Here is a 24,289-nt window from a genome sequence, read left to right on the forward strand (position 1 = left end):
GCAGTCCGGCCGCACGGGCCGAGCCGCCGCCCAAAACCCCAAACAAGGCGCCAGAGACTCACAAATACGAGCGAAATCCCTGCAATTTCTGCCCCCTCAACATCCCGGGCTACTGCGCAACAGGCCCCTTGTGGGAGAAGGAAGAAGCTAAGCATTCCCGATCAGCACGCCGGCCGCGAACACCAGCGCGCCGCCCAGCACCACCTGGAAGGCGGCGCGCAGGAAGGGCGTCTGCATGTAGCGGTTCTGGACGAAGGCGATGGCCCACAATTCGAAGAACACCACCACCGCGGCGACGGCGGTCGCCGTCCAGAACTGCGGGATGAGATAGGGCAGCGCGTGGCCGAGGCCGCCGAGCGTCGTCATGATGCCGACGGTGAGGCCGCGCTTGACCGGTGAGCCGCGGCCCGACAGCTTGCCGTCATCGGACGCGACCTCGGTAAAACCCATCGAAATACCAGCGCCGATCGAGGCGGCAAGCCCGACCAGGAGCGTCTGCCAGGTGTCATGCGTGGCAAAGGCGGCGGCAAAGATCGGCGCCAGCGTCGACACCGATCCGTCCATCAATCCGGCCAACCCCGGCTGCACATAGGTGAGGATGAACTGGCGCTGCTCGGCAACGGCCTCTTCGTCCTTCACTTCGCCCGGCACGTGCTTTTGCTCCAGACGCTGCGCCAGCGTCTCATGGCCCTGCTCGGCTATCGCCAAATCGTCGAGCAGTTTTCGGGTCGAGGCGTCGGTGGTGCGCTTGGCCGCCTCGACGTAGAATAGATAGGCGCGCCGCTCCATCGCCTCGGCCTGGCTGCGCACATGCTCGATGCCGAGCGGTCTCACCAGCCAGTCGGGCTTGCGCTCGAAGTAGCCTTTCACATGTTCGCGCCGGATCAGCGGAATGCGGTCGCCGAAACGCTTGCGGAAAAGCTCGATCAGCGCGTCGCGATGACCGTCCTCTTCCTCGGCCATTTCCTCGAACACCTTTGCCGATTGCGGGAAGTTTTCCGCCAGTCCGTCGGCGTAGGCCCGGTAGATGCGCCCGTCATCTTCCTCGGACGAAATGGCCAGCGCCAGGATCTCCTGTTCGGAGAGCGATTCGAAAGGACGGCGGCCGAAACCGAAAACACGGGAAAGCATGAGGAATTCACCCTAGTTTAGAATTGTTCTAAACTAGGGTTTGGCGCACCCGAGGTCAATTGCGCGCTTGGGTCGCGGTCAAGAATTGTTGAAGTCCAGTCGTGAGGCGCACCTCTTCATTATCAGTGAATGTTCACCTATATGTGGGAGCCAAAGCCAAGAAAGGGAATCCGCAGATGACGGCAAAACAGCCCCCGCACCACTATGATCCCAAGCCTGTTCTCGATCTCATCGCCAGCATCGAGGCCGATTTGCAGCGCCTGAAAGGCCTGGTCGAGCAGCAGGTCGAGAAATTCGATCCCGCCAACCCGCACAACAAGGCCCCGGACGGCAAGTTGACCGAAGAGGGCGTCGAATGCTGCTACCGCATGTTCGACGAAGGCAAGTCGCGCTATTCGGTCGCCCAGCAGATGAAAATCTCCTTCGCCGCCGCGACGCACCGATTTAACAATTGGCGCAAGCTGGGTGGCACCAAGCGGCAGAGGGCGTTGTTGGGGTGAGAGCACGGTTCGCCGCAGGCGAATTGAAAGGTCCGGTGGACCTTTCAAAGGGCTCGAACCGGGGAGCTGCCGCAGGCAGCAGGCCCCCGGCTGAGGCGCTCGGCAGTAGCGGAGCGAGACGTCGGCGGGACAGCGCCCCCCTCTGTCCTGCCGGACATCTCCCCCACGAGGGGGGAGATTGGCAGCTTCGCCAGCAGCTCCCTTCTTCCCACCTTGGCGATCGGCGAAAGCGGTCGTGACGGCCGATCTCCCCCCGTGTGGGGGAGATGTCCGGTAGGACAGAGGGGGGCGCGACAGCCGAGGCCGTGGTGATCTTTCACTCATGACTCGCCAAACTTTGTAACCGTCACATTTTTTCGTTGGTGTCGCGCGGCCCTTTCCGTGCACCATGGTCGGATCACATTTTCGCAGGATCCGCCATGACCACCCCTCCCGGCATAGAAGACATCCACCGCGCCGCAGCCCGGCTTTTGGGGCTGATCGTCGAAACACCGTTGATCGAATCGCAGGAGTTGAACAAGCGCTTCGGCGCCCGCATCCTGTTCAAGCCGGAGACGCTGCAGCGCACCGGCTCGTTCAAGTTCCGCGGCGCCTACAACAAGCTGTCGTCGCTGAGCGAAGAGGAGCGCAGCCGTGGCGTGGTCGCCTTCTCGTCGGGCAACCACGCACAAGGCGTCGCGGCGTCGGCGGCGATGTTCGGCGTCAAGGCGGTCATCGCCATGCCGGCTGACGCGCCGGCGATGAAGATCGGCAATGTCCGCAAGATGGGGGCGGAGGTGGTTCCTTTCGACCGCTTTCGCGACGACCGCATGACCGTGGTGCGCCCTTACATCGAGAAAGGCATGGTGCTGGTGCCGCCCTTCGACGACCCGGCCATCATCGCCGGCCAGGGCACGATCGGCCTCGAAGTGATGCGCCAGGCAAAAGCGCTTGGCGTCAGCCTCGACGCGGTCGTGATCCCTTGTGGCGGCGGCGGCCTGTCGAGCGGCATCTCAGTTGCCGTCAAGGACGCCTCGCCGGACACCGCGGTCTGGGCGGTGGAGCCCGAGAATTTCGACGACACCCGCCGCTCGCTGGCCGCGGGCACCAGGGTTTCGAACGAGCCGGGCTACAGTTCGATCTGCGATGCGATCCTGACCGCCGAACCGGGCGTGATCACCTTCGAAATCAACCGCAGGAACCTCGCCGGGGCCATCGCCGTCTCCGACAAGGCGACGGCGCAGGCAATGCGCGACGCCATGGCTTATCTCAAGCTGGTGGTCGAACCAGGCGGCTGCGTCGCGCTGGCGGCACTTTCATCGGGCGAGATCGAGCTATCAGGTAAATGCGTTGCCGTGGTGCTGTCCGGCGGCAATGTCGATTTCGGCACCTATGCCGAGATCATGGCGGCGGCATAGAATCTCGATTGGTGCCGCGCCGCCGGGCGCATCAATCGAAGCGGACGAGATTGAGGATCGGCAACGGACCACCGGGGAACTGGGCGAGACGCGCGCCGATCGTCAGCGGGCCGAGATCGATGCCGTGGAAGCCAAGCCTGTCGATCAGGGCGCCGACCTCGGCCTTGGCCTGCGCCTCGTCACCCGAATAGAACAACACGCGCTTGCCGCCCTCCGCCGCCGGGTCGCTCCCCAGCAGGGACGCCCGTAGATGGTTGAATGCCTTCACCACCCTTGCGCCGGGGACGAGACCTGCAAACACCTCGCTTGAGAAACGGCCACCGAGATCGACTGGCTTGAACAGCGGCGCCTCGATCGAATTGTTGGCGTCGATAATGATGCGCCCATTCCAGTCGGGCAGGCCGGCGAGCGCTGCAGGAAGCTTCGACCAGTTGACCGCGACAAGCACGATGTCCTTGGCTGCCGCCTCTTGCCGCGTGCCGGCCTTGATCGAGGGGCCGATCGACGCGACGAGTTCGGCCAGCGTCTGCGGGCCGCGGCTGTTGGCGATGGTGGCCTCGATGCCGTTCCTGGCGAGCGTGCGGGCGAATGCCTGGCCGATATTGCCGGCGCCAATGATGCCGATGCTGTTCATGGTGATGTCCACTCCGTTCGCTGGTGGTGGCTGGTGGGAGTGGATATCGTCGATTTATTCGTCTAGGATTAGTCGGTATTTGCTTGTTTTATTCTCAAGTATCCGTTGAAGATCGTCCGGCGCGGAGGACCGATGGAGACGCTCGCCAATCTCGAATCCTTCGTTCGCAGCGCCGAGGCGGGCGGCTTTTCCGCCGCCGCGCGCCTGCTCGGGCTGACGCCAGCCGCCGTCAGCCGCAACGTTGCCATGCTGGAGCGCAATCTCGGCCAGCGTCTGTTCCAGCGCTCGACACGCAAACTGGCCCTGACCGAAGCCGGCGAGCGTTTCCTGCACGACATTGGCGGCAATCTCGAAGCGCTGCAGGACGCCATTGCCGCTACGTCCGGCGGACGCGGCGAACCCGCCGGCGTGCTCAAGCTCAGCCTGTCGCCGACGCTTGGCATTGCCTATTGCCTGCCTTTGCTGCCGACATTTCTCATGCGCTATCCGCTCATCCGTCCGGAATGGCATTTCGAGAACCGGCAGGTGGCCTGGTGGCCGAGGGCTATGACGCTGCAATCGGCGGCGGCTTCGACCTGTCGCCGGGCGTCGTTTCGCGGTCGCTGGCGCCCGTCCATGTCATCGCCGTTGCCTCGCCCGCCTATATGGCAGGGCGAACACCGCCGACCGACCCTTCCGGCCTTGCCGCCTTCGACGGCATCCTCATGCGTTCGCTCGGTACCGGCCGCATCCGTCACTGGACGATGCGGGATGCGGAAGGCACCGAGATGGCGGGATCACCCCGCGAGACCATTGTGGTCAACGATCCGGCCGCCATGCGGCAAGCCGCCCTGCTCGGGCTTGGCGTCACCATGATCGCCCTGCCGGACGCGCTGGCGCATCTTGAAAGCGGCAAGCTCGTTCGCCTGCTGCCGCGCTGGTATGCCGATGCCGGCGCGCTCTCGATCTACTTCTCCAGCCGCACGCTGCTGCCGGCCAAAACCCGCGTCTTCATCGATTTCATCGTCGACGCCTTCCGGCGCGAACGCCTCGCCGAGCGTTTCGCCGGCAGTCTTGGATGAGGGCTGAGGGAGGTAGGCCGCGGCCAATATCCGATTGCTGGAATTGTTCTAATCCAGCGTCCGCCTGAACCGCACCAGCGCGACGCCGGCAAACAGCGCCACGAACATCACCAACCAGCCGATCTCCGTCGCCACCGCCGGCAGTTCGGCGCCCTTCAGCATCACCGCGCGGATGATGCGCAGGAAATGCGTCAGCGGCAGGATCTCGCCGAAGACTTGCGCCCAACCCGGCATGCCGCGATAGGGGAACATGAAGCCGGACAGCATGATCGATGGCAGGAAGAAGAAGAAGGTGAGCTGCAGCGCCTGCATCTGTGTGCGGGCGATGGTCGAGATCGTGTAGCCGAGCAGCACCAGCGCCAGCACGAAGATCAGCACGGCGGTCAGGAGCAGCGACATCGAGCCGGTGAAGGGGATGGCGAACAGAAGCTTCGCCGCCGCCAGCACCACCACCACCTGCACCCCGCCGACCGCCAGATAGGGCAGCACCTTGCCCATCATGATCTCGAGCGGGCTGGACGGCATCGCCAGAAGGTTTTCCATCGTGCCGCGCTCAGTCTCACGGGTCAGCGCGATCGAGGTCATCATCACCATCGTCATCTGCAGGATGACACCGAGCAGGCCGGGCACGATGTTGTATTGCGAAATGCCTTCGGGATTGTAGCGCCGGTGCACCACCACTTCGAGCTGCCCGAGGGCTGCCTCGGCGGCGGCCTCCTGCATGCCGCGCGCCCTGAGCAGTGCCTGGCTGGCGACGGTGCCGAGCGTCGAGATGGCGCCGCTGGCGACGGCCGGGTCGGTGGCGTCGGCCTCGATCAGGATCTGCGGGCTGTCGCCGCGCTCGACCCGCCGGGCGAAATCAGCGGGGATGGTGACGACGAAGGCGACATCGCCGCGCGACATCAGGAATTCCGCATCGGCAGCACTTTGCGAGACATGGTCGAAGCGGTAATAGCCGGTCGTCTGCAGCGCCGAGATCATGGCGCGCGTATAGGGATCGCTGCTGGTCGCCACCAGTGCCGCCGGCAGGCTTTTGGGATCGTTGTTGATGGCGTAGCCGAACAGCACCAGCTGCATCAGCGGCACGCCGAGCATCATTGCGAAGGTGATGCGGTCGCGCCGCATCTGGATGAACTCCTTGATCAGCAGCGCGCCGAGCCGGGCGAAGGAAAAGACGCTGTTCATGCCATGTTGTCCTTCGAGCCGGACATGAACTGGATGAAGACGTCCTCGAGGCTGGTTTCGCCCGGCGCCACCTTCACGCCCTTGTGCTCTTTCTCGACATCGGCGAGCGCGGCCTCCAGCTTCTTCTTGTCGGAGCCGACGACATGCAGCGTCGCGCCGAACGGCGCCACCTGGTCGACACCGGGGCGGCCCTGAAGCGCCTCAGCCACCTGGTCGAGGCGTGGGCCCTGCAGGACGAAAGTGGTCAGCCCGGCATTCTTCACCACCTCGGCAACGGTGCCGGTGGCCAGCATCTTGCCGTAGGAAATGTAGCTGATGCGGTGGCAGCGCTCGGCCTCGTCCATATAGTGGGTGGAGACCAGCACGGTCAGTCCGCCGCTGGCGAGGCGATGGATCTCGTCCCAGAATTCGCGCCGCGCCTTCGGATCGACGCCGGCCGTCGGCTCGTCGAGCAGCAGCAGCTTCGGCTTGTGCATGATGCAGGCGGCCAGCGCCAGCCGCTGCTTCCAGCCGCCCGACAAGGTGCCGGCCAGCTGGTTGCGACGCGACGTCAGGCCGAGGTCTTCGAGCGTTGTCGCGACATGCTCGTTGAGCGGCTTCAACCGGTAAAGCCGCGCCACGAATTCGAGATTCTCGCCGATCGTCAGATCCTCGTAGAACGAGAATTTCTGCGTCATGTAGCCGACTTCGCGCTTGATGCGCAGGCTGTCGGTGCGGATGTTGAAGCCGAGCACCGTGCCCTCACCCTCGTCGGGCGTCAGCAGGCCGCACATGATGCGGATGGTGGTGGTCTTGCCCGAACCGTTGGGGCCGAGAAAGCCGACGATCTCGCCTTCGGCGACCGTCATCGTCACATGGTCGACGACGGTCTTGTCACCAAACCGCTTGACCAGGCCATGGACGTCGATGGCGTTCATTTTCCGCCATCCGCGAGATCGACATCGACGATCTGGCCCGGCTGCAGTGGGCCGGCGTCGCCCTCCGGCCGTGCCTCGACCAGATAGACCAGCTTCTGTCGGTTCTCGAGCGAATAGATCACCGGCGGGGTGAACTCGGGATCCGGCGAGACGTAGCTGACTCGCGCCTTCACCTCCGGGCCGCAGCCGTCACAATGGACGCCGAGCAAAGTGCCCACCTTGATCGAGGAGAAGGCGGCTTCCGGAATGTAGACGCTGAGCTTCACCGCGCCGTCGGGCAGGATCGAGATGACAGGCGCGGTCGGGCCGGCGGTGTCGCCCGGATTGCGGATGACATCGTTGACGCGGCCCGGCGACGGCGCCGCCAGCACCCGCTTCGACAGCCGCCACTGCGCCTGCTCCAGTTCCGCCTGCGCCTGCTTGACCTGATTGTCGGCGGCCTTGATCGTCTCCGGGCGCGCCGGCAGGCCGCCGACAGCGAGATTGGCATTGGCCTGGCCGACCTGCGCGTTGGCCGTCTCCAGCGTCGCCGAAGCGGTGTCGAAATCGGCCTGCGTGCCGGCGCCGCGCTTGAACAGATCGGCGGCGCGGTCGTATTTGCGCTTGGCGTCGGCGGCCTGCGCGCTGGCCATGTCGACCTCGGCCCTGAGCACCGCGATCTCTTCCGGGCGCTTGCCGATCTGCAGGTCGGCCAATTGCGCCTGCGCCTGGGCCAGGCCGGCCTCGGCCTGGGCAACCGCAATCTTGGCATCGGCGCTTTCCAGCGTCACTACGGTCGTGCCGGGTGTGACACGATCGCCGCGCTTGACGGTGACGGTCTCGACCTGCGCCACCTCGATCGGCGCCAGCAGCACATAGTCGCCCTCGACATAGCCAACGGCCAGCGGCGCTGTCGGCGCACAGGCGCTGAAAAGCTGCGCGGCGAGCGGCAGCGAACACAGAACGCTCATGGTCTTTGCCCCTTCATCCCTGCACCTTGCGGGCGGCCAATATGGCCTTGAGATTGCCCGACGTGACCGCCACCACCTTGGCCGCCTCGGCACCGCCAATGTCGTTCCAGCCCATGCGGCGCATCACCGCCTCGCGGCCGATGCGGAAATAGATGACCTGGCCGATCAGCGTGAACACGGTGAGCCTTGTGGCCTCGCTTTCGGCCGGCTCCCCCGTCGCCTGTTCCCAGAGCTGGCACAGCCGGCGGTGCGTCGGCTCGAACACGCCGTCATAGATACGGTCGAGCGCTGCCGTCGGATGCGAAAGCTCGCGCAACACGAACTGCACGATCTCGCCGGCCTGCGGACTGGCCACAACGAAGCCGACCATGCGCTCCAGCGCCGTGAAGAGCAGCGCTTGCGCCGCCTCCGGATTGGCCGGTCCCGGTGCGGGTGCCTGCACATTGCCGAGCGCCTGGCCGGCAACCGTCTGGATGGTCTCGACGATAAAGTCGGCAGCGGCAGTGCGAAGGCCCTCCTTGCCGCCGAAATGATAGGCGATCGAGCCGATATTGGCTTGCGCCTCGGCTGCGATCTGGCGCGTCGAGGTGCCGTCGAAACCCTGCCGTCCGAACAGTTTCAGCGCCGCCTGGACAAGGGCAGCGCGCGTCATGTCGGCGGGCTCGCGGCGGGGGCTCCTGGGTTCCGGCAATCTGATCATGAGTCTATTTAATCAATCGATTGATTAAAGTCAATCCGTGAGTCAATCTGTATGAGCGACTGTCTTGCCATCTTCGGTGACAAACGCTTTAGTGCGCGGCCATGGGCAAGGAAGTCGAACGCAAATTCCTGGTCTCCGGCACCGCATGGCGGGATTTGGTCGAGGCGGATATCCGCATTCGCCAGTTCTATCTTTCCGCGGCTCCCGGTCGAAGCCTGCGCATCCGCATCAGTCACGACGCTTCCGCCAAGCTGACGCTCAAATTCGGCAGCAGGGCGCGCGAGCGCGACGAATTCGAATATCCGATCCCGCTGGCGGAGGCCAAGGAGATGCTGGCATTCGCCCTTGGACGTGTCATAGAGAAGACACGCCACCATGTTAGGCATCGCGGCTATCTCTATGAGGTCGATGTCTTTGGCGGTCCGCTTGCGGGACTTGTGGTCGCGGAACTTGAGACGCCGGAGGACGTGCCGGACGAAATGCTGCCTGATTGGCTCGGCCGCGAAGTCACCGGCGAGTCTGAATTTTACAACGCGTCGCTCGCCCTCGGGGGGATTCCGGAGATCGCCGCATGAGCTTTCGCATCGATCCGCGCCTGCCGCTGACCGGCGAGGTCAGGCGTATCCTAGCCGAGGAGATCGGCAAGGCATTGGCCCATCTTGACGCCGCGCGCAGCCGGCCGGAACATGGGCTGCACAAATGCCGCAAGCGGCTGAAGAGCGCGCGAGCCTTGCTGCGTCTTGTTCGTTCCGGTGACGAAACATTCTGCGAGACAGAGAACCAATGCTACCGCAACGTGGCGGGCCTGCTTGCCGGGCCGCGCCAGGCGACGGCGGTGATCGAGACCATCGACCGGCTGGCGGCAAGCTTTCCCAAGGAGAGCGCCGACGATGGGCTGGCTGCGGTGCGCGACAGGCTGATTGCCCGCCAGCATGAGTTGCACGAAGGCGCCGGGCTCGACGCGGCGATTGCTGCTGCGACCGCCGCTTGCGAGGAAGGCCTGCACCGGATCGACACACTCGCTCTGCCCGACCAGCCGGAACAGGCCGCCGACGTGCTTGCCGAAGGCGCCCGCATCACCTTGCGGCGGGCCAGAAAGGCGCTCGACAAGGCCGGATCGCGCGGCGCGGCCAATGATTTCCACGATCTGCGCAAGGCGGCCAAGACGCACGGCATGCATTTGTCGCTGCTCGGCAGGCTGTGGCCGACGCCGATCAAGACCAGGCGCAAGGCGGTCGACGAACTGGGTGAAAGGCTGGGCGACCTGCACGATGTGTTCGTCATGCGCGACCTGCTCGAGGCCGATGACCGTCCGCTCGGGCCGCCCGAGGACACCAAGCTCTTGGGCAAGCTTTTGAAGCGGTCGGAGAAGCAGCTGAAGAAGAGCTGTCTCGCCGAGGCGGCCGAGCTGTTCGGCGACAGTCCCAAACGCTCGACACGCAAACTGGCCCGCAAGGCGCGCGACGACCTGGCTGCCGCCCCATTGCCGGAAGATGCCGCGGGACCGCCAGTTGACGGACGTGTGGCTGGCGTCCAGCCGCCTGCATATGTTAATCGCCATATGGCATGACCGAGCTTGGCGAAACGCTTCTGGATCGACTTGGCCGCCGGCTCGCCGGCCGGCTGCAGGAAGAATCTTCCGGCTACGAGCCCTACACACCGTCCGATGCCGAGACGCTGCGCCGCACGCTGGAGCCCGGCGACATCATGCTGATCGAGGGCAACCAGAAAATCTCGGCGGTGATCAAGTACCTGACCCAGTCGACCTGGTCGCATGCCGCCTTCTATATCGGCGACGCCTTGCCCGAACCGCAGGACGGAACGGAGCGGCCGCGCCTGATCGAGGTCACGATGGGCGATGGCTGCGTCGCCGTGCCGCTGTCGCGCTATCGCACCTACAACACCCGCATCTGCCGGGCGAGCGGGTTGTCCCCGGAGGACCGCGACAGGGTCGTCGCCTTCATGATCGGCAAGCTCGGCCTGAAATACGATCTCAAGAACATTTTCGACATGCTGCGTTTTTTTCTGCCGACGCCACCTGTACCAGTGCGATGGCGCCGCCGCATGCTGGCGTTCGGCTCCGGCGACCCGACACGGGCCATCTGTTCCTCGCTGATCGCCGAGGCCTATGGCCAGATCCGCTATCCGATCCTGCCTGAGATCACCCGCGCGCCCGGCCGCGCTTCGGCGCAGTCGAACTATTCGCGCAAGGAAATCCTGCACATCCGCCACCACTCGCTGTACACGCCGCGCGATTTCGACCTGTCGCCCTATTTCCGCATCGTCAAGCCGACGCTGGAATATGGTTTCGACTACCGGGCGGTGACCTGGGACGACAAGGCAAGCGCAGACGCCGCAGCCGCAAAGGCTGGCGCAATCGCCTCAGACACGTGATGGCTTTCGGCCTAGGTCAGGACATGCCCCTATGGCGCGGCCTCCAGCCGAGGTGCAGGCGTTTCACATGGCGGCCTATATCATGCCGAAACCGCAATAGCACCCTGGTTTTCGGCTCTGTGTTCGACCCAGACATGGACCGGTTCGTCCCGGCCGCGGATGCTCACCGGTCCATGATCGCGCGCATTCAACTGTGTCGTGGGCGATTCCGCCTTCGCGGCCTCAATCAGTCGTGACCCAAAGCAAATATTCGCCTGAAGCTCACGGCAGAGCGACTGCAAACGGCTGGCGACGTTGACGGTGTCGCCCACCACCGCGAAGGACAGATTGCGCTCGCTGCCGACCGCGCCGATAACCACTGCGCCATATTGTGCACCGATCCGAACGTCCAGCGGCGGGTATCCCCTGGACACCCGCTGTACATTCCAGTCTTCGAGAGCGGCGACCATCGCTTCAGCGCACTGGATGGCCCGAGTCGCATCGTCATGGCTGGCTTGCGGAACCCCGAATGTCGCCATGATGCAATCGCCGATATAGTTATCGACGGTGCCATGGTGGTCGAAAACGACCTGTTCCATACGACGGTGGAACTGACGCAGAAGTTCGAACACTGCTTCGGCCGGATGATCCTCGGAATAGTGTGTGAAACCGACGATGTCGGCGAACAGCACCGCGATATCCTGCCGGCGGACCGGGCCGAAGGGCTCGTCATCGGTGGCGAGCTGGTCGACGACATTGGGCGAAAAATGCCGGGCGAGATTGGCGCGGGCGCGCTCTGCCTTGACATAGTCTTCCGACAGATGTCGGGAACGAAAGACGACCAGCGCCATGATCGCGCCGATAATCAGCACAACCAACACGTTGGTCGCCTGCGCAAATGTATCGACGAAATTGGGGTTGAGATAGAGGTTCAGTTGCTCTGTCATCGGCAGCGAATAGAGGTTCGTCGCCGGAATGACGGTTCCCGGATGAGAAATCACCCATCCCACCCCGATCGCCCATGTCAAGGCAGCGAGCGCGCCGAGATAGAGCGCCAATCGTGTCGAAAGGGTCAGCGCGCCAAGGCATACGAAAATCAGCAGGAATTTGAAGCTGCCCTCGCGCAGTTGCATCGCGGCCGGCGCGACCTCCAGGGAAAACGGGTTGGGCGTTACCAGCAGAACGGTTAAAAGAATGATGTCCAGCGTACCGACGAGGTAACCGATCCACCATCGCGCCGTGCGACGGCGCGCAAAGAGAAACTGGATCAGGCCGACGAGTTGGAACAGCACGAGGCCCGCCAGCACGAAGAGCAGCGAAGCATCCCAGCGACTGATCAATGAAAAGAAGCAGGAGATCGCAGCGAGCGATGCCGTACGCGCCCAGAACTGCAATGCAGCACCCTGGCGTTCTGCGCGCGCCCGCAAATTTTTCAGGCGCGAATAGCGGCGAAGTTCAAGTGTTGGCGCGGTCGGCATCGGATCACTTCGATTTCACGGGGACGTGTCACGCATTCGGCAAACCCGCCCTCTACAGTCTGGCAAATCAGTGCGCGAACTCTATCATGAATGTGATTTCATTTTTGAAACGCGGCTGCAAAGAGCAAAAATGTCCGGACAAAAGATCATGGTGAAAACCGAAGCAGGACAGGCGGAGACTTCCCTGTTCAGGTCACCAAAAAACCGCAGTGCCCGGCGTCATTCTCTACATGGATGCGTTCGGCCCGCCGTGTTGGTGCCAGATCTGTTCTGTCCCAACGCGCCCTATCCTGCTCGGGATAGTTGGCCGTGTCAGGCCGGTAACGGGCGGCGTCCCTTTGCAGGAGTGGCGGGCCGATCGAACGCGCCGGCATCGCGCGGGTGCGGGCCGATCGGCATGATCGCCGGAAACGGCGTTGCGCCAAACGCAAACGTCCATTTGTAGCCGACCAGCCCCTCCTCCGGCGTGGTGTGCTGGTCGTGATGGGCAAGCAATTTGGCGCGGTCCGCCAGATCCTCCGCCTCGCGCCGCACCATCTCCGCCGTCTCCGGCCGCATCCGCCTGGAGAAGCTGACGAAGGTCGCTTCCTTGTCGATATGGGTGATGGCCCAGCCGATGAAATTCTTGTTGGTCATCTCGAACAGGGGCCGCAGTGGCCCTTCGAAATTCCACTGGATCGGCGCCTCGACCAACAATCGCGCCGTCAGACCCCGGCCGAGCGCGATCAGGCCGAGCTCCTCCAGATCGCGAAGATAGAGGAACATCGATGCCTCGCTCAGGCCTTGCGAGCGCATGATGCCTTCGGGGGTGAATTTCTCCGACAGCATGACGAAGATGAACAGCAGCGCCGGCCTGCCGGCGAGCTTGCGCTCGATTTCCGGCGCGATGTGGTTGACCGGCCCCGGCCCGCGGTTCATCGAACCGAGCACGTTTTCCAGTTCGACCCCGGCAGCCGTACAAATCTCCATCAGCCGGTCGAGCTTGCAGTTGCGCTCGTGGAAGATGCGCTTTACCGTCGGCTCGGAAACGCCCATGCGTTCGGCAAGCTGGCGATAGGTGACGCCTTTCGCCTTCAGCGTCCGTTTCAGCGCTTCGAAGATCAGACCGTTCATCGGATGCACCTCTTGCCGGCAGTTTGGTATCGACTTTCGATACTAGCGGTAATCGGCCTTTTCGGAAAGTATCGAAAACCATAGCTCTTCCCGTCATAACAGGAGAGCACTCATGAACCGCTTCATCCCCTCAGCCCTTTTCGCAATCATCGGCATCGCGGCGGCGCCTGCTGCCCAGGCGGGCGAACTCTGGCGCGCGACTGGCCTCGAACAGCCGGAATCGGCGCTGTTCGACGCCACCAACAACCGCATCATCGTCTCCAACATCGTCGGCAATCCCGGCGATGCCGACGGCAACGGCTATCTGTCGGTGCTGTCCATCGACGGCAAGACGGTCACCCAGCACTGGACCGACGGCATGGACGCACCCAAGGGCATGGCGATATCGGGTGGCAAGCTCTATGTCGCCGACATCACGAAGGTTCGCGTCGTCGATCTCGCCAGCGGCAAACTGGTTCCAGCATCACGGTGCCGAACGCGGTCTTCCTCAACGACATGACATCAGACCAATCCGGCAAGGTCTATGTCACCGACATGCTGGCCGACGCCATCTACCGCATCGACGGCGACCGGCCGGAACTGTTCATCAAGGACGCGATGCTGGCTTCGCCCAACGGCGTCTTCGCCGATGGCGACCGGCTGATCGTTGCCTCCTGGGGCAAGGGCATCAAGCCCGACTTCAACACGGCGGAGCCGGGCGGACTGCTGTCGGTCGATCTCGCCAGCAAGGTGGTTTCGCCATTGCCAGGTGCGCAGAAATTCGCCGACCTCGACGGCGTCATCGCCATCGGCGACACCATCTACGCCACCGCCTACATGACCGGCACGCTCTACCGCTATCATGCCGGCGCCGCGCCGGAAGCGGTGGCGCATTTCAAGCCGGGCAGCGCCGACATCGGCACCGACGGCAAGTCGATCCTCTATGTGCCGCTGATGAACGAGGGCGAAGTGGCCGCGCTGACACTCGACTGAGAACTGTCTCCCGACATTGTTAGCCGGCTCTCTAGCGTCGTGACCCGCCCCTTCGCTGGGATGCCCCTCTGGAAGGCCCGCTCTATCTGTTGTTTGAGCATGATCCCGAAAACCGGGACCCACTTTTCGGGATCATGCTCCAGGCCAGCGTATGGTGCGCCGGCCGGCGGCGAAGGAGATTTAATATGGACGACAGGGAGATACTAGCGGCTCTGGATCGCCACTGGGCCGCCTCCGATGCGAGTGATTTCGAGGCGGAGCACCAGATCTACCGGGAGGACGCGGTGCTCGACTATCCGCAATCGGGCGAGCGCGTCCGTGGGCGGCGGAAGATTCAATCGTCTCGCGCCGCGCAGCCGAACCGGAAGCGCTTAACGGTGCGGCGGATCATCGGCACGGGCGACCTCTGGGTCACTGAATATGTCCTGGCCTATGATGGGCGGCCGTCTTACACCGTGAGCATCATGGAGTTCCTCGATGGCAAGGTGGCCCGCGAGACCCAGTATTTCGGCGATCCGTTCGAGCCGGGGCTTTCGCGCGCGCAATGGGCAGAGCGGATGCCGTGAACCGCAACAAGGATGATCATCCGCCGCTCGCCCGCGCGGAGCTGCCGGCGGATACGGCCGCTCTCGCCCGCTATCTCATTGGCAAGGTGGTGGTGCGCGAGTTGCCGGAAGGCGTCGCCAGCGGCCGCATTGTCGAGACCGAGGCCTATGTCGTCGGCGACGCCGCCGGGCATGGCTACCGGGGGATGACCCCGCGCAATCGTTCGCTGTTTCTCGAGCGCGGGCACGCCTATGTCTATCTCGCCTACGGCATCTCCACCATGCTGAATGTCTCGAGCGAGATGCAAGGGATCGGAACCGGCGTCCTGATCCGGGCACTCGAGCCGCTCGAAGGCATTTCGATCATGCGCCTCAATCGCGGCGTCGAGCGCCTACGCGACCTGGCACGGGGACCGGGAAGGCTCGCGGCGGCGCTGCGGATTGATCGTTCGCTGGACGGGCTCGATCTTTGCCGAGAAGGTTCTTTGTGGCTTGCACGCGACGGCCACGAACCCGGCGAAATCGGGCAGAGCATCAGGATCGGCATTTCGAAGGATGCGGACCGCCTGCTGCGGTTTTATGTCAGGGAGAGTCTGTTCGTCAGCGGTCCAAGATCGCTCAGCCAATAAGAGACGGCCACAGTCGCCTCCTCCCTTGAAAGGCAGGCAGGACCCGAAGCCCCGTTTGCGCTGTTGGCGAATGCACCGGGCCGCAAAATCCTGCGCTCCGGATTGGACCGCCATATCGACGGGGCTGCCATCTGGTCCTGCCGTGCGCTCTGAGATATCCGGCTGCACATGAGTGACGCCGTGAAGACATCCAGCCTGACCGGCGCCGTTTCGCCGATGACCCCGGTGCTCGTATGCGCCTTCGCGATCTTCCTGCTGTCGGGGATGGATGCGGCGATGAAGACCCTGGTTATCGCCGTCGGCGTCTACAACACGGTGCTGTGGCGCAGCATGGTCGCGACTGTCGTCGCCGGTGCAGCCTGGTCGGCAGGGTCGCGCTCAAAGCCAACCGTTGCGGTGCTGCGGCTGCATGCGCTGCGTGCCGCTGTCGTCGGCATCGTCCTGATATGCTTCTTTTGGGGCCTCGCCAGGCTGCCGCTGGCGGAGGCGATCGGGCTCAGCTTCATCGCGCCCTTGTTCGCCCTCTTCCTCGCTGCATTGTTGCTCGGCGAACGAATCCGGCGGCAGGCCATTTGGGCATCGCTGGCCGGCATTGCCGGCGTCGCGATCATCATGGCCGGCCAGTTCGGCCAGGCAGCCTATTCGCACGATGCCATGCTTGGCACGGCAGCGGTGCTCGTATCGACGGTGTTCTACGGCTACAATTTGATCCTGGCGCGGCAACAGGCGCAGTTGGCCAAACCAATCGAGATCATGCTGTTCCAGAACCTTTGCGTGGCCATTATCCTCGGCCTCGCCGCGCCGTGGCTCGCGGTTGCGCTGCCGACCAATCTTTGGCTTCCCCTGGCCGGGGTGACGGTGCTGTCGCTTGCCGGGCAATTCCTGATGAGCTGGTCATACGCCCGCGCCGAAGCGCAATATCTGATCCCGACGGAATACTCGGCCTTCATCTGGGCGATCGCGCTTGGCTGGTTCTTCTTCGACGAGGAGGCGACCTGGACCACGCTGACTGGAGCATGCCTGATCGTCGCCGGCTGCCTGATCGCCGCGCGCGCAAACCCGAAGCTTGCCGAGCCGATCGAGGCGACAGTGTGAGGAAGCGCGTCTTCTCGCGTTCCCGGCCCCAAGCGGCCATACGTTCTTGCATGGCCGACGGGCGCAACCAGGGGCGGAGCGGTCTGCTCTCCACGACCAAAAGCGAAGTTGCGCCAGGGTAAGACGCCACTTGGATCATCGCCAACCTTACCTCATCGACATCAGATCCGTCATGAGGCCGACCTTGACGATGAACTTTGGCGCAGGGGACTCCGGATAGCCGATGTCCTTTAACTGATCAGGCGTCAGGTCTTTTGTCGCCCTGCGCGCTGCAATGGTTCGCTGCCACGCCGTGAAGGCGGCGACCACCGTTGCCACGCTTTTCGACGTTACGCCAGGCAGCTGACGTTTCGATGTGCGGGTCTCGGCGCGAGCTTGCGTGTCAGTCATTTTACTCTCCCGTTTCAGATTACCATCGAAGCTTGTCACACGGGCGCTTTGCGGCTGTTCAGTCGGGCGTGAACCACGGAGGAAAGCACGGGGGGCTGCCGTTAAATCCGCGTTAAATCGGCTGCCGAAGATGCTATTGTGCTGCCAGCGCATTCGAAATCTGGAGAGGGCTCGTGCGCATTCGGTTGCTTGGCGGTCTCGAAGTGACTTCCGGAGAGGGCCGGCCCGCCCGCTTCGCAACGCGTAAATCCGCGCTTCTTTTTGCTGCTCTGGTCCTGGCGGGTCGTCGCGGCCACCATCGCGAGCAACTTTCTGAAGGGTTCTGGCCAGGACGAGGCGACGCGCAGGCACGCAACAGTCTGCGCCAGGCCCTGGCCGATATCAGGCGATGGTTTCCCGCTAGCGGCGACGCAGCCATCTATGTCGAGGGGGATCAGGAGACGGTGGCGCTGACAGCCAGTCTGGACGACGCGGATATTTGGCTCTTTGAGCGGAAGCTCGCCGAAAGCGCGACGGCGGACCTCGCCTTCGCCGCCGACCTCTACCGTGGCGATGTCCTGGCCGGTGAAGCCATTCCGGACGGTCTGGATGAATGGTTCAGCCCGTATCAGATCAGATACCGGCAGAGAGCGCTGCAATTGGTAGAGCGCCTGAGCCTGGCACAGCCTGAAGCCGGATCCGCGGATCAAGCGGCTTGCGAAGGGCTCGCGGAAAGGCTGCTCGCCTCGGATCCGACCGCGGAGCCAGCACATCGAGCTCTCATGCGAATCCACGCTGCCAGAGGTCATGAAAATGCGGCCTTGCGCCAGTTCGAGTCCTGCCGCGCGCTGCTGAAGAAGCATCTGAACGTGCAACCCGAGGCAGAGACGCACTCATTGGCGGCGTCTCTGCAAACGCGGAGCGGAAATCGACAGGCTGCGTCGGCGCTCGACACCGCCCAGCCGCCTCAGCCTGTCACCATCCCGGCGAGGCCGCATGACCAGCCGTCTGTGGCGGTGATGCCCTTCGATAACCTTGGTGGAGCGGACGACGAGTATTTTGCCGACGGCGTTGTCGAGGAGATCACTGCCGCGCTTTCCCGCATCCGGGATTTCTTCGTTATCGCGCGCCAGTCTGCTTTCACTTACAGGGGCCGCTTCGTCGACGTGCGCGAGGTCGGCAGGGAACTCGGCGTCGCTTACGTGGTCGAAGGCACTGTTCGGCGGGGCGGCGACCGGCTGCGCATTTCCGTGCAACTGGTCGATGCCGAAACGCGGACGCAACTGTGGTCCGAGCGCTACGAGGGTGCGACGGAGGACGTGTTCGAGTTCCAGGACAGGATTGCCGCGCAGGTGGCCGGCGCCATCCATCCGGCCATCCGCGGCGCCGAGATCGAGCTGGCCAAGCGCAAGCCGCCGACCAGCCTGCGGGCCTATGATCTCGTCATGCGCGCCTATCCGAACCTTTGGGGCCGCCGCAAGGACACCAACAACCAGGCGATAGAGCTGCTGCAAAAGGCGATAGCGATCGATCCGGCCTATGGTCGCGCGCATGCGCTTTTGGCATGGTGCCACGCCTCGAAGGCCGCGTATCTGTGGACCGATCAGCCGGAGAACGAGCTGGAAAAGGCGCGCGCGACGGTTGAGGCTGCAGGCTCGATCAGCGACGATCCAACCGCGTTGACCGCCGCCGGCTCGGCCATGAGCATGTGCGGCGATCAGGAGCGCGCCACCACCTTTATCGAGAAGGCGCTCAAGCTTGATCCAAACAATGCGTGGGCATGGGCGCGCCATGGCTGGATCGCGATCTACAAGGGCGAAGTCGCTCACGCGCCCGAACGGTTCCAGCAGGCGATGACACTGAGCCCAATGGATCCGCTCACATTCAACATGAGGCTGGGAATGGCCACCGCCATGGCCAAGACAGGTTCTCTTTCCCAGGCCGCCGCCATCGCCCGTGAGGTCATCGCCGCCCATCCAGACATCATCATGTCCTATCGATACCTCGCCGCCTGGTCGGCGATGGACGGAGACCTCGAGACCGCACGATGGGCCGCGCAAAAGCTCCTCGCCGCCCAGCCGGGCTTCACGATCGAGCGATATCGGTCGTTACCTTTCTTCCGACACATGCCGGAGTGGGCGGATCAGGTGGCCGAAGCTCTGAGGGTGGCGGGATTGCCCGAACGCTGACCAATGCATAATCGCGGGGTTTCGCATCGTCTGCTTCTGGCGCACGCCGACCTCGAGCGCGGTCGCATACGACGTCAGCTTTCAGGAAGCCGCAAAGCGGATCTGTACGGCCGATATCGGCACTCGCCAACTTCACACGACGAAACGGTGTCCCCACGAGTCGGTGGAATGTCGTTTTCTGCATTGGCAGACGTCAGCCCAGAAGGTTGCGCACTGTCCGCATGAACACCTTCGATCCAATCGGGATCAGGTCGTCCGGGAAGTCATAGTCCGGATTGTGCAGCGCCGGGTGCCGCTCGCCGGCACCCAGGAAGAACATCGCCGATGCTGCTTTGTGGCCGAACACGCCGAAATCTTCCGAGGCACGCATCGGCAGGTTTTCTTCTCCGTGCGAGACGCCCTCTTCATCGAGGGCTCGCCGCAGATGCTCCACCGCCTCCGGCGCGTTGACGCTGGCAACGAACACCTCATGGTAGTCGTACCGAGGCGACAAACGATGCTCGGCGGCGATTCGCGTGACCAGAGCTTCCGCGGCGGCGCATAGGTTGGCCATGCGGTCGTCGCGCCGGGTGCGCAGCGTCGCCCAGATCTCGGCATGGCCGGGCGCGATGCCGAACACGGCTTCGCCCATCTCGACATGGGTGACGGTGACCATGCTGAATTCGTCGTCGGCAAAGGTTCCGCGCCCGAGCGCCGGCAAGGCCGGCATCAGTTGGCTGATTGCCATCATGGGCGAAACGCCGGTCTCGGGCATGGACGAATGCGCGGTCTTCCCCTCCAGCACGATGCGCATGCCGCGTGAGGCACAGTTCACCACGCCCGGTTTGAGCCGGACCTCGCCGAGCGGCACGCCCGGCAGATTGTGCAATGAGAACGCGAAATCCGGCGCAATCGCGCCGAAGCGCGGGTCGGCGACGACGCCGGCCGCGCCATTGCCGGTTTCTTCCGCCGGCTGGAACATCAGCACGACACGGCCGCGAGCGGGCCTCTCGCGCCCCAACTGACGGCCAAGTGCTGCCAGGATCGCAGTGTGTCCGTCATGGCCACACATATGCGACTTGCCTGGCACCAGCGATGAATGTGGCGCGTCCGAAAGTTCGTGGATCGGCAGCGCATCGAGTTCCGAGCGGAACAACACCGTTGGTCCCGCCTTGCCGCTTTCGTAGACCGCCGCCACGCCGTGTCCGCCCAATCCGGTCAGCACCTCGTCCGGCCCTGTATCGGCGAGGAAGTCGACGACCTCTTTCGCGGTCCTCTCCTCTTCATTCGAGATTTCCGGATGCTGGTGAAGCTGGCGCCGCCACGCCGTGAGCTCGACAAGGTCTCGATTGGTCAGGGTCACGTTTTCCGTCTCCGCTTGCGCTGAATTCTGCATAACACACGCAGCGAAGCGGACCTTCGCCGGAACCGGCATCTCTGACCCAAAGACGACCTCAGTTGCTCAAGGCTAACGGGCCGGCTTGGTCCGTCGGCCATTGGTTACGACTGGCTCAAGCCGCCTTGATCTTCATCTCTTCTTCGCCGCGCACCATTTTGGTCACAGCTGCGAAGTCGAGCTTGCCGGAGCCGAGGACTGGCACTTTCGCAACGACGCGCACTTCGGCCGGCACCATCAGGTCCATGCCGCCGTTGGCTTTGGCGAAGGCCAGAAATTCGGCGCGCGTGGCGTTGGCGGCCTCGGTGATGAGGATCAGCTTTTCGCCCTTGCGCGCATCCGGCATGGCGGCGACCGCCGACAGCGAGCCTTTCCACAATTCGCCCGCCAGCGCCTCGATGGCGGCCAGCGATATCATCTCGCCGCCGATCTTGGCGAAACGCTTGGCGCGGCCGCGAATGGTGATGAAGCCGGCGTCGTCGACGGCGACGACGTCGCCGGTGTCATGCCAGCCGTCTTCAAGCGGTTCGAGCACACCGGGCTTTTCGGCCCTGAGATAGCCGGCCATGACATTGGGCCCGCGCACGAAAAGCCGTCCGCCATCCTCGACGCCGGGAACCGGATCCAGGCGATACTCCATGCCGGGCATGATTTTGCCGACGCTGCCGGAGCGATTGTACATCGGCGTGTTGATTGAGATCACCGGCGCGGTTTCGGTCACGCCATAGCCCTCGAGGATACGCAGGCCGAACTTCTCCATGTAGGTCTGGCGCGTCGAAGGCTTGACCGGCTCTGCGCCGGCAAAGCAATAGCGCACCGAGCGGAAGTCGTAAGGGTGCGCGGTGCGCGCATAGCCGGCGAGGAACGTGTCGGTACCAAAGACGATGGTCGCGTTCGACGCGTAAACCAGTTCCGGCACGATGCGGTAGTGCAGCGGCGAGGGGTAGAAGTAGATCGGCACGCCGGAGATCAGCGGCAGTACCGTGCCCGCCGTCATGCCGAAGGAATGGAAGATCGGCAGCACGTTGAAGACCTTGTCGCCGGCATGGAAGTCGATGCGCGACGCGGCCTGGGCGGCGTTGGCCAGGATGTTTCGGTGGGTCAGCACCACACCCTTCGGTGTGCCTTCAGAGCCTGACGTGAACAGGATCACGGCCGGATCCGTGGATTTGCGGGCAACGCGCGGCGTGCTTTTGCGCAAGAGGCCGAGCAGCTTGTCCTTGAGGCCGATAGTGGCGCGCAGGTCATCGAGCCAAACGATGCTCACCGAGCGGCAGAGCTCTTCGACGACGGCGCCGAGCTTGGCCTGTTCGATGAAGGCGCGCGACGTGAGCACGGTGCGCACCTCGGCGGCCTTGCAGGCGGAGAAGATGTTGGCCGCGCCGGCGGTGAAGTTCATCATCGCCGGAACCTTGCCGGCCGACATGACGCCGAGCAGGGTCGCGCAGGAGCCGTTGGCGTTCGGCAGCATGATGCCGAGCGTCTGCTGACCGGCATAAAGCGTCTCGAATTTCTCACCGAGCACTGCGGCAGCGGTCAGCAGCTTGCCGTAGCTCAGCGAACCGGTGACCGGGTCCTGAACGGCGAGCTGCTTCATGCCACGTTCGTTCGCCGTCTCAATGATCTTCTCCAGCACGGTCTTGTCGATGTCCTGCGTGCGAAAGACGAGGTCCGACATCACCTGATAGAGGGCGGCGCCCGCCGCGGCGCGACGCTTGCGGCCCTTAAGCTCCTGCGGCACTTCGAGCTTGACCGGTTCCAGGATGGTCACCTTGACCTTTGGGAACAGGCGGCGGCGCACATGCAGCGAGGTCAGCCGCGAAAAATAGCTCTTCTCCAGCCCGTCGATGCGCACCGGGACGACCATCGAACCAGTCTTGTCGGCAACCATGGCGGCGCCGTCATAGACCTTCATCAAGCCGCCGGTGACGGTGATGCGGCCTTCCGGGAAGATGACCAGCGGATCGCCACCTTGCACGATCTTGATCAGCGTGCGGGTCGACATCGGCTTGGCCGGGTTGAGCGGCAGCGCGCGGGCGAGTTTCATGAATGGCTTCATCCACCAGGCCTGGGCGATGGTGTAGTCAATGGCGAAGACCGGCTCCTCATCGGTCAGCGTCAGCGCCAGCGGACCGTCTAGGAAGCTGACATGGTTGAGCGCCAGGATCGGCGCCGGGCCGGCCGCCTTGAGGTTTTCCATCCCCTCGACTTCGAGGCGATGGAAGGCGCGGAACAGGATGGAGACGAAATCGCGGAAAGCGTTCGTCGGCAGGTATTTCAGCATCAACCAGGCGGCGACGGCGTTGAACGCGGCGAGGCCGAACAGGATGCCTCCAGTGGAGACGCCGGCTGCCTGAATCGCGGCGACGAGCACGCCGCCGACCGTCATAAAGCCTGCATTGACGATGCTCACGGCGGCGACGACGCGAGCGCGGCGCTCTTCGGGCGACCAGGCTTGCACGGCGGCGAAGGTCGGCACCACAAGGAAAGCGCTGGCAATGGCCATGCCGGCGAGGTCGATCGCAACATGGATCGTGTTTGGCCCGGCGAAGAACATGGCAAGGCTTTCGGCCCTGGGCGAAGGCTGCATGCTCCAGATGGTCCAGGCCAGGTCCAGTCCGAACACCGCAAGCAGCGCCGTGCCGACCGGTGCAGGCAAGAGCACGATACGTCCCTGCGACATCCACGCGGCAATGGCGGAGCCAATGGCGATCGAGACGGCGAACACGGCGAGATAGACGGTGACCGCCATCTCGTTGCCGCCGAGCGAATCCTTGACCAAGGTAGGCAGGATCGAAAGGACGATGGCCCCGATCAGCCAGAACCACGACGTCATCAGTCCGGCGCGCCAGATTCGCTTGTCGGCACGCAATCCGTTGACCTGACGCCACGTCGAGCGAAAGATGTTCCTGTCTATAACGAGGTTAGGGGCGGCAGAACCGGTTGACGGGATGTAGCGGCTGACAACCCAGCAACTGACGGCGAGGATCATCATTATCGGCCCGAAAACCGAGACGCCTATGCCATCGGCCGAGACGACGCCGCCGGCGATGGTGCCGCCGAGGATGGCGGCGAAGGTCGCCGATTCGATCCAGGCATTGGCGCCGGGCAATTCCTTGCGCTCGAGATGATCCGGCAGGATGCCGTATTTGATCGGTCCGAACAGTGCCGAGATGATGCCGAACATCAACAAAGCCACCATCAGCACCGGGATCGACGACAGCGCGATGCCGACGACAGCGACAGCAGCAGCGGCGATCTCGGTGAATTTCAGCCGACGGGCGATGAGGGCCTTGTCGAACCGGTCGGCGATCTCGCCACCGAGGGCGGACAAGAGCAGGAAGGGAGCCATGAAGACGGCACCCGCCAGGGTGACCAGTGACGCCGCCTTGTCCGCCGCCAGGGTGAACAGAATAAGGAACACCAGCGTGTTCTTGAGGAAATTGTCGTTGAAGGCGGACAGGAATTGCGTCCAGAAGAGAGGCGCAAAGCGCCGTGACGTCATCAGATGGCCGTTCGCATGATTGTTCGGGGCGATGTCCATAGCGGCGACTTCCATTGGGCAAGGCCGTTGAAATCCTGGCCGGATCGATCCAGCGGTCTTGCGCGGTTTGAGCCTTGTTGTAGCGGGAACGCGGTTACACTTCGTTACTGCGGCTGACGTCCATCAGCAGCT

22 protein-coding genes and 1 pseudogene are annotated in these 24,289 nt (G+C 63.7%); 12 read left to right on the top strand and 11 right to left on the bottom strand.

The features are described from left to right. Positions 1-147: 147 nt before the first annotated feature. Positions 148-1,131, bottom strand: a complete 984-nt coding sequence (gene mbfA / locus B5V02_RS30540) for an iron exporter MbfA (protein WP_111547748.1) — start codon at positions 1,129-1,131, stop codon at positions 148-150. A gap of 176 nt (positions 1,132-1,307) precedes the next feature. Here mbfA and B5V02_RS30545 point away from each other — a divergent pair, with 176 nt between their 5' ends. Together B5V02_RS30545 and B5V02_RS30555 are read left to right on the top strand one after the other, a co-directional pair. Continuing rightward, complete coding sequence (locus tag B5V02_RS30545) at positions 1,308-1,631, top strand: hypothetical protein (protein WP_111547779.1); 324 nt, start codon at positions 1,308-1,310, stop codon at positions 1,629-1,631. A gap of 419 nt (positions 1,632-2,050) precedes the next feature. Next, positions 2,051-3,028, top strand: coding sequence for a threonine/serine dehydratase family protein (locus B5V02_RS30555; RefSeq protein ID WP_111547749.1), 978 nt, complete (start codon positions 2,051-2,053; stop codon positions 3,026-3,028). Between the two features lie 31 nt (positions 3,029-3,059). On the opposite strand, the gene B5V02_RS30560 is transcribed toward B5V02_RS30555, so the two are convergent. Further along, positions 3,060-3,707 carry an NADPH-dependent F420 reductase gene (locus B5V02_RS30560; protein ID WP_425374430.1) on the bottom strand — a complete coding sequence of 216 codons (648 nt, stop codon included), beginning with the start codon at positions 3,705-3,707 and terminating at the stop codon, positions 3,060-3,062. Between the two features lie 87 nt (positions 3,708-3,794). On the opposite strand from B5V02_RS30560, the pseudogene B5V02_RS30565 reads away from it, so the two are divergent. After that, positions 3,795-4,723: pseudogene (locus B5V02_RS30565) on the top strand (LysR substrate-binding domain-containing protein). A 48-nt stretch (positions 4,724-4,771) separates the two neighbouring features. Here the strand turns inward: B5V02_RS30565 and B5V02_RS30570 are convergent. From B5V02_RS30570 to B5V02_RS30585, 4 genes are read right to left on the bottom strand one after another with little or no spacing between them, the layout of a single operon-like run. Beyond that, positions 4,772-5,908, bottom strand: coding sequence for an ABC transporter permease (locus B5V02_RS30570; RefSeq protein ID WP_111547750.1), 1,137 nt, complete (start codon positions 5,906-5,908; stop codon positions 4,772-4,774). After that, positions 5,905-6,825, bottom strand: a complete 921-nt coding sequence (locus B5V02_RS30575) for an ABC transporter ATP-binding protein (protein WP_111547751.1) — start codon at positions 6,823-6,825, stop codon at positions 5,905-5,907. Before B5V02_RS30575 ends, B5V02_RS30570 begins: the two co-directional genes overlap by 4 nt. Then, complete coding sequence (locus B5V02_RS30580) at positions 6,822-7,775, bottom strand: HlyD family secretion protein (protein ID WP_111547752.1); 954 nt, start codon at positions 7,773-7,775, stop codon at positions 6,822-6,824. The genes B5V02_RS30575 and B5V02_RS30580 overlap by 4 nt, the downstream gene beginning before the upstream one ends. A 13-nt stretch (positions 7,776-7,788) precedes the next feature. Then, entirely contained in the window at positions 7,789-8,475 is a 687-nt protein-coding gene (locus B5V02_RS30585; protein ID WP_111547753.1) for a CerR family C-terminal domain-containing protein, read from the bottom strand. A gap of 101 nt (positions 8,476-8,576) precedes the next feature. Between B5V02_RS30585 and B5V02_RS30590 the strand changes: the two genes are divergently transcribed. Genes B5V02_RS30590 through B5V02_RS30600 form a run of 3 tightly spaced genes read left to right on the top strand, consistent with a single transcriptional unit; the run spans position 8,577 to position 10,869 of the window. Next, positions 8,577-9,050, top strand: coding sequence for a CYTH domain-containing protein (locus B5V02_RS30590; RefSeq protein WP_111547754.1), 474 nt, complete (start codon positions 8,577-8,579; stop codon positions 9,048-9,050). Then, positions 9,047-10,045 carry a CHAD domain-containing protein gene (locus tag B5V02_RS30595; protein WP_111547755.1) on the top strand — a complete coding sequence of 333 codons (999 nt, stop codon included), beginning with the start codon at positions 9,047-9,049 and terminating at the stop codon, positions 10,043-10,045. The genes B5V02_RS30590 and B5V02_RS30595 overlap by 4 nt, the downstream gene beginning before the upstream one ends. After that, the gene (locus B5V02_RS30600) at positions 10,042-10,869 is read left to right on the top strand and encodes a C40 family peptidase (protein WP_111547756.1); all 828 of its coding nucleotides are present in this window, start codon (positions 10,042-10,044) and stop codon (positions 10,867-10,869) included. The genes B5V02_RS30595 and B5V02_RS30600 overlap by 4 nt, the downstream gene beginning before the upstream one ends. Before the next feature lie 80 nt (positions 10,870-10,949). Here B5V02_RS30600 and B5V02_RS30605 read toward each other — a convergent pair whose 3' ends face one another. Then, entirely contained in the window at positions 10,950-12,326 is a 1,377-nt protein-coding gene (locus tag B5V02_RS30605) for an adenylate/guanylate cyclase domain-containing protein (protein ID WP_111547757.1), read from the bottom strand. A 312-nt stretch (positions 12,327-12,638) separates the two neighbouring features. Further along, the gene (locus tag B5V02_RS30610) at positions 12,639-13,439 is read right to left on the bottom strand and encodes a helix-turn-helix domain-containing protein (protein WP_111547781.1); all 801 of its coding nucleotides are present in this window, start codon (positions 13,437-13,439) and stop codon (positions 12,639-12,641) included. 112 nt (positions 13,440-13,551) lie between these two features. Between B5V02_RS30610 and B5V02_RS41980 the strand changes: the two genes are divergently transcribed. The 5 genes from B5V02_RS41980 (at position 13,552) to B5V02_RS30630 (ending at position 16,680) form a co-directional block, all read left to right on the top strand. Further along, positions 13,552-13,938: an SMP-30/gluconolactonase/LRE family protein gene (locus B5V02_RS41980; RefSeq protein ID WP_245446300.1), complete on the top strand. Its 387-nt coding sequence runs from the start codon at positions 13,552-13,554 to the stop codon at positions 13,936-13,938. Then, positions 13,908-14,411 (top strand): SMP-30/gluconolactonase/LRE family protein, encoded by a 504-nt coding sequence (locus tag B5V02_RS41985; RefSeq protein ID WP_245446302.1) that lies wholly within the window; start codon positions 13,908-13,910, stop codon positions 14,409-14,411. Before B5V02_RS41980 ends, B5V02_RS41985 begins: the two co-directional genes overlap by 31 nt. A gap of 185 nt (positions 14,412-14,596) precedes the next feature. Beyond that, positions 14,597-14,977 (top strand): nuclear transport factor 2 family protein, encoded by a 381-nt coding sequence (locus B5V02_RS30620; RefSeq protein ID WP_111547758.1) that lies wholly within the window; start codon positions 14,597-14,599, stop codon positions 14,975-14,977. Continuing rightward, complete coding sequence (locus B5V02_RS30625; RefSeq protein ID WP_111547759.1) at positions 14,956-15,585, top strand: DNA-3-methyladenine glycosylase; 630 nt, start codon at positions 14,956-14,958, stop codon at positions 15,583-15,585. Before B5V02_RS30620 ends, B5V02_RS30625 begins: the two co-directional genes overlap by 22 nt. Positions 15,586-15,753: 168 nt before the next feature. After that, positions 15,754-16,680, top strand: a complete 927-nt coding sequence (locus B5V02_RS30630) for a DMT family transporter (RefSeq protein WP_111547760.1) — start codon at positions 15,754-15,756, stop codon at positions 16,678-16,680. Between the two features lie 147 nt (positions 16,681-16,827). Here B5V02_RS30630 and B5V02_RS30635 read toward each other — a convergent pair whose 3' ends face one another. Beyond that, a complete protein-coding gene (locus B5V02_RS30635) occupies positions 16,828-17,070 on the bottom strand; it encodes a DUF1127 domain-containing protein (protein ID WP_111547782.1) in 243 nt (80 codons plus the stop codon). 173 nt (positions 17,071-17,243) lie between these two features. On the opposite strand from B5V02_RS30635, the gene B5V02_RS30640 reads away from it, so the two are divergent. After that, positions 17,244-19,238, top strand: a complete 1,995-nt coding sequence (locus B5V02_RS30640; protein ID WP_111547761.1) for a BTAD domain-containing putative transcriptional regulator — start codon at positions 17,244-17,246, stop codon at positions 19,236-19,238. A 193-nt stretch (positions 19,239-19,431) separates the two neighbouring features. Here B5V02_RS30640 and B5V02_RS30645 read toward each other — a convergent pair whose 3' ends face one another. Together B5V02_RS30645 and B5V02_RS30650 are read right to left on the bottom strand one after the other, a co-directional pair. Further along, positions 19,432-20,580, bottom strand: a complete 1,149-nt coding sequence (locus B5V02_RS30645) for an amidohydrolase (RefSeq protein ID WP_111547783.1) — start codon at positions 20,578-20,580, stop codon at positions 19,432-19,434. Positions 20,581-20,728: 148 nt separating this feature from the next. Continuing rightward, complete coding sequence (locus B5V02_RS30650; protein ID WP_208647163.1) at positions 20,729-24,157, bottom strand: acyl-[ACP]--phospholipid O-acyltransferase; 3,429 nt, start codon at positions 24,155-24,157, stop codon at positions 20,729-20,731. Positions 24,158-24,289: the final 132 nt, after the last annotated feature.

This window comes from Mesorhizobium kowhaii (assembly GCF_003253745.1).
GTDB lineage: Bacteria > Pseudomonadota > Alphaproteobacteria > Rhizobiales > Rhizobiaceae > Mesorhizobium > Mesorhizobium kowhaii.